Here is a 5,294-nt window from a genome sequence, read left to right as displayed (position 1 = left end):
CTCGGCTTCCTTTTGCCTTGCGGGGATCTGGTATCTCTTTGAGATAATCAACTAGACTATTACTCATTTTCTAGCTTATTTGACTTGATTGGATTAAATTATTACAAAACACATCTAAGTCTGTCTCTAGCCTTTTTCTGTTTGCTCCTAACCTTTCTTGAAATAGCCCTGCCTTCCCAAGAGGAGATGGGGGGGATCTATACTTACAAAAAAGACAAGAAAAATTTATGACAAATTTTGACTACGATTTATTTGTGATAGGGGCAGGTAGTGGTGGACTCGCCGCCTCAAAACGTGCTGCTGCATTTGGGGCAAAAGTGGCGATCGCGGAAGGGGACTTGGTGGGCGGTACTTGTGTAATTCGTGGCTGTGTACCTAAAAAGCTAATGGTATATGCATCACATTTTTCGCATTTCTCTCAAGAAGCATTTGGCTATGGCTGGGACATTCCCGCAGGTAAGCTGGACTGGAACAAACTCCGCGATGCCATTCAAACAGAAATATCGCGCTTAAATAAACTACATATAAGCTTCTTAGAAAAAAGTAATGTCGAGCTAATTTCAGGATTTGCCAAATTTGTAGACACACATACGGTGGCTGTAGGCGATCGCCAATTCACTGCCGAACGCATTCTCATCGCCGTTGGTGGTGAAGCTTCTAAACCAGACTTAGCAGGTATGGAGTACGCCATCACCTCCAAGGAAATGTTTCTAATGCCCAAATTTCCACAGCGCTTTGCGGTGATTGGGGGTGGTTATATTGGGACAGAGTTTGCAGGAATTATGCGTGGGCTGGGAGCAGATGTCACCCAAATAATTCGCGATCACTATGTTTTGCGTGGTTTTGATCATGATGTCCGCATCAATGTCCAAGAAGGCATGGTTAATCATGGGATTAAATTTCACACTTGCATTGACAGCGATTCTCTAACTATTTCTAAAAACGCTTCTAAAGATGAAAGTAATCTCACGATTTCATTTAAGGATGGCGAGGGTAATTGGCAGCAAGTCCATGCTGATACGGTTCTAGCCGCAACAGGTCGTCAACCAAATCTTGCACCTTTGAGCTTAGACAAAGCGAATATCAAAGTTGTAAACGGGGCGATTGCTGTCAAAGAAGATAGCAGCACCAATCACCCCCATATCTATGCGATCGGTGACTGTACCAATCGGGTAAATTTAACTCCCGTAGCGATCGCGGAAGGTCGCGCCTTTGCCGAAACAGTTTACGGACATACGCCCAGATTTATCAGTCATACCAACATTCCCTCCGCCGTATTCTCGCAACCCGAAGCCGCTACCGTTGGCTTATCTGAAGAAAAAGCACAAGAACTATATGGCGATCGCATCAAAGTTTATAAAACCAAATTTCGTCCGATGTTTTACAGTCTTGCGGGAGGTGATACCAAAACGATGATGAAACTAATTGTTGTTGGTGAAGAAGAACGGGTTTTGGGCTTACAAATGGTAGGCAAGGATGCTGCTGAGATCATTCAAGGGATGTCCTTAGTCGTAACTATGGGAGGGAGCAAAAAAGACCTCGATAACACTATGGCAATGCACCCCACCGCCGCCGAAGAATTTATGACGATGCGTTAACTAATACGGTACATTGGTAGACCGAGTACTTATACCACAATAAATTACCCAAACCCGTAAAGTTGCGCCACTCAGTGGCGCAACTTTACGGGTTTGGATTTGTAATTAATTAATTATGTCTATCTACTTATACCAATTCACAAAAGGGTGACGACACTTTTGTGAATTGAAAATCAAACCCAGTAAGGGTTTTAAAACACAAAATCGCTATGCCACTTTGTGTTTTGGTATTAATTCAATCTTGGAGAAATCACTAAACCTATACATGTAAGAGCCATTTATGAATAGCCTTTACATGTAAATCAAATGAACCAGCTATATTGTGAAGAAATATTTAAAAATATTGTGGCTTATTGAAATATATTTATATTTATTTAACTAACAAAATCTTGTAAAGATTTATAAGGATTATGCATTGAGTATTAATCTTTAATTATTTTTTAATCATCAATCAACTCCTTACAGCCAAGCAAGGTCTAGTAATTAGTTCTAATTGTTTTTGAAGCGGGGATCGCTCATCTGGTAATGATCCCCATTTTTTATGCTTATAATCGGTACATGTTTGAAGTTGATTTTAAAAGTTTATCTCACACTTGCTTTTCTAAATCTAAATTCTCAAATTTATTGAAATATTTCTAACTATTCCTTTAGAAATACTTTTGACAAGACCCATCAAATATTTAACTCCGAACAAATTTAAACCTTTCATGTGATGAACCCATTACAAATACTGAATAATCGAGAAATATAATGTACTGATTCTAAGTTTATTAAATCTCTTTAATCAATCAGTTATCTAAAATTCTATTAAAATTTATTTAAAATCTACTTATATATTTAAGGACTTAACCAAAATGATTGAATCTATACGTTGCCCCAATTGCGGTGCGATCGCTGAGCGTCACCACCTCGCTTATCTAGCCCAAGTTAAAACTCAATGCGAAGCCTGTGACTATCTATTGGTAATGTGTACCCGCAGTGGACATGTCCTAGAGTCCTATGCTCCGGGATTACCATCAGAGCCTCGCCCAATGAAACCAATTGCTGTTCGTATCACTCCCTTTGCTCAAACTCACAGCAATAATTCTCGTAAGGATGTTGCTGCTTTCAAAATTTAAGTTGCAATGTGAGGAAATTGGGATTTAGATGCAAGTACTTAAATATAGAAAAATAGCTCTCTTAGATCTGATTCACGAGTTAATCAAATCTAAGAGAGCTATATTATGGCTGCCCTCAGAGATCGCTTCCTGATGCCCCAACTCGCTTATCAACGAACATAACCACAAACTTAATCAACATAGCTACCCAAAAAAAGTTAAAATTCAAAAGCTCTAAGTCATCGTCTACTAACAAAAGTGTAAATCAATGACTGAAAGCTCAATCGGGATTTGCAACCTACCAAAACAGAGCAACCAATCACCGATTACCCAACCCCAAACACCAATTACCGTTCTGAAACATGGCTCCAATCGCCAAACTACTGATTGCCAATCGAGGTGAAATTGCCCTCCGAATTATTCGGACTTGCGAAGAACTCGGAATTCCGACAGTTGCTGTTTATTCTGATGTCGATCGCAACTCTTTACATGTACAACTAGCCCATGAAGCTGTCTGCATTGGCGATTCACCTAGCAGCAAAAGCTATCTAAATATTCCCAATATTATTTCGGCAGCACTTACCCATAATGCTACTGCCATACATCCTGGCTATGGTTTTTTATCAGAAAATGCCAGATTTGCCGAAATTTGTGCCGACCATAACTTGATGTTCGTGGGGCCAAGCCCCCACTCGATCCGCTCAATGGGTGACAAGTCCACCGCCAAAAAGACGATGCAAAAGGCAGGTGTACCAACTATTCCTGGTAGTGAAGGCTTAATTGAGTCGGAAGAGCAGGCGATTAAAATTGCCCATGAGATTGGCTATCCTGTAATGATCAAGGCAACCGCAGGCGGCGGCGGTCGAGGGATGCGTCTAGTTACAAATCCTGATGACTTACTGCGTCTGTTACGTGCGGCTCAAGGTGAAGCTGAGGCTGCCTTTGGCAATGGTGGGGTGTATATGGAGAAAGTGATTGAGGAGCCACGCCACATTGAGGTGCAAATCTTGGCGGATATGCATGGTCATGTGGTGCATTTGGGCGAAAGAGACTGCTCGATCCAACGTCGTCACCAAAAGTTATTAGAAGAAGCGCCTAGCAGTGCGGTTAATCCCAAATTACGCGAAAGAATGGGTGATGCGGCGGTAAAGGCTGCTAAAGCGATTAACTATCTCGGTGTGGGGACAGTTGAATTTTTGCTGGATAAATACGGCAAGTTTTACTTCATGGAGATGAATACTCGCATTCAAGTTGAGCATCCTGTAACGGAGATGATCACAGGTATTGACTTGATTGCCGAACAGTTACGAGTTGCCCAAGGCGAGAAATTACGCTTCCAGCAAAAAGATATTGAGATTCGCGGTCATGCGATCGAGTGTCGGATCAATGCCGAAGATCCCGATCACAATTTCCGTCCCAATCCCGGAAAGATTAGTGGCTATTTGCCCCCTGGTGGTCCTGGTGTGCGTATGGATTCTCACGTTTATACCGATTATGTGATTCCACCCTATTACGATTCGCTGATTGCGAAGTTGATTGTCTGGGGCAGCGATCGCAATGCCGCGATTTTACGCATGAAGCGAGCTTTGCGTGAATGTGCAATTACAGGCGTACCAACGACAATTCCTTTTCATCAGAAGGTTTTAGATGATGAGGAATTTAGATTGGGGCATGTGTATACCAACTATGTGCCATTGCTGCAAGCGAGACTGGCGGAACGTGAATAAAGAAAGCACCCCGATGGGGTGCTTTTTTTATTTAGAACTATTAGTGCGATCGCTACTCCCAAAAATCAACATTTAGCATTGTGTCGATATCGCGCCCGAACTGCCATGTATCAGGGAAAGAAACCTCATGGTATTCAGTTTTTACGAGTCGCAAGGCTTTTTTAAACACATCATCAAAACATTGTAAAAAAACCTGTTTAAGACTTGGGGACTGACTCAGAATTTCATCAAGTTCATCACGCTGATTGATGATCGTGACTTCCCATCCTCTATAACATTCAGGCATATCGACATAGCAGCGCTTGAGTATGTGTTCGATCAATCGTTTAAGTCTATTTGATACCTCACGCCGATCTCTACCAGCCAATCCCTCTAGCTCCTCTATTAAATTTTCAACATCAAGATTTTGAAAATCACCCGCCTTTAATTTGGCGATCGCTTCACCTAACCACAAATTAAGGTCACGCTCGTACAAGGATGATGGTGCAATTGTTTGTGTCATTTATTTAGCTCCTTTACTATTGGTGCGATCGCCTAATTTCCCCTCGCGCTTGGCAGACTCAATATTATCTACAACCCAAGCATAGATAAGGTTAGAAACACTTCGCTTGTCTAATTTAGCAAGGTGTCTCYAARTCTTTTTTCATGTCAGCATCGAGATAGACAGCTACTCTAGGTAATTTTGATGGCAAGGGCTTCACAATCATTACACAAGATTTTACTATCTAACTGGAGTTTAGACTAAAAAAGGTAAGAAAGGCAGAGTAAAAGAGATACAAACTGCCTAAAGTAGATAAAAAAGAAAGACATATCTACAGCCATGATTATTGACAAACTACAGGAATTTCGTCAACAGGTATATGGATTTTTAG

The 5,294-nt window shown here is 41.3% G+C and carries 4 protein-coding genes; 3 read left to right on the top strand and 1 reads right to left on the bottom strand.

Going from position 1 to position 5,294, the window contains the following annotated elements:
• Positions 1 to 227 precede the first annotated feature (227 nt).
• From gorA to accC, 3 genes are all read left to right on the top strand, one after another.
• Positions 228 to 1,598, top strand: coding sequence for a glutathione-disulfide reductase (gene gorA, locus B9G53_RS00875; RefSeq protein WP_094528438.1), 1,371 nt, complete (start codon positions 228 to 230; stop codon positions 1,596 to 1,598).
• A gap of 854 nt (positions 1,599 to 2,452) precedes the next feature.
• Positions 2,453 to 2,716, top strand: coding sequence for a hypothetical protein (locus B9G53_RS28280; protein WP_094528437.1), 264 nt, complete (start codon positions 2,453 to 2,455; stop codon positions 2,714 to 2,716).
• Positions 2,717 to 3,057: 341 nt separating this feature from the next.
• Positions 3,058 to 4,422 carry an acetyl-CoA carboxylase biotin carboxylase subunit gene (accC, locus tag B9G53_RS00865; RefSeq protein ID WP_094528436.1) on the top strand — a complete coding sequence of 455 codons (1,365 nt, stop codon included), beginning with the start codon at positions 3,058 to 3,060 and terminating at the stop codon, positions 4,420 to 4,422.
• Between the two features lie 52 nt (positions 4,423 to 4,474).
• On the opposite strand, the gene B9G53_RS00860 is transcribed toward accC, so the two are convergent.
• Complete coding sequence (locus tag B9G53_RS00860; protein WP_094528435.1) at positions 4,475 to 4,924, bottom strand: DUF29 domain-containing protein; 450 nt, start codon at positions 4,922 to 4,924, stop codon at positions 4,475 to 4,477.
• Positions 4,925 to 5,294: the final 370 nt, after the last annotated feature.

The sequence above is a fragment of the Pseudanabaena sp. SR411 genome (assembly GCF_002251945.1).
Classification (GTDB): domain Bacteria; phylum Cyanobacteriota; class Cyanobacteriia; order Pseudanabaenales; family Pseudanabaenaceae; genus Pseudanabaena.
Note: the sequence above shows the minus strand (reverse complement) of the source record. Positions and strands in the feature narration are given on the sequence as shown.

Bases quoted from the DNA above. Each gene is read 5' to 3' on its own strand.
- B9G53_RS28280 (WP_094528437.1), top strand. From the start codon at position 2,453: ATGATTGAATCTATACGTTGCCCCAATTGCGGTGCGATCGCTGAGCGT.
- accC (WP_094528436.1), top strand. From the start codon at position 3,058: ATGGCTCCAATCGCCAAACTACTGATTGCCAATCGAGGTGAAATTGCC.
- B9G53_RS00860 (WP_094528435.1), bottom strand. From the start codon at position 4,924: ATGACACAAACAATTGCACCATCATCCTTGTACGAGCGTGACCTTAAT.
- gorA (WP_094528438.1), top strand. From the start codon at position 228: ATGACAAATTTTGACTACGATTTATTTGTGATAGGGGCAGGTAGTGGT.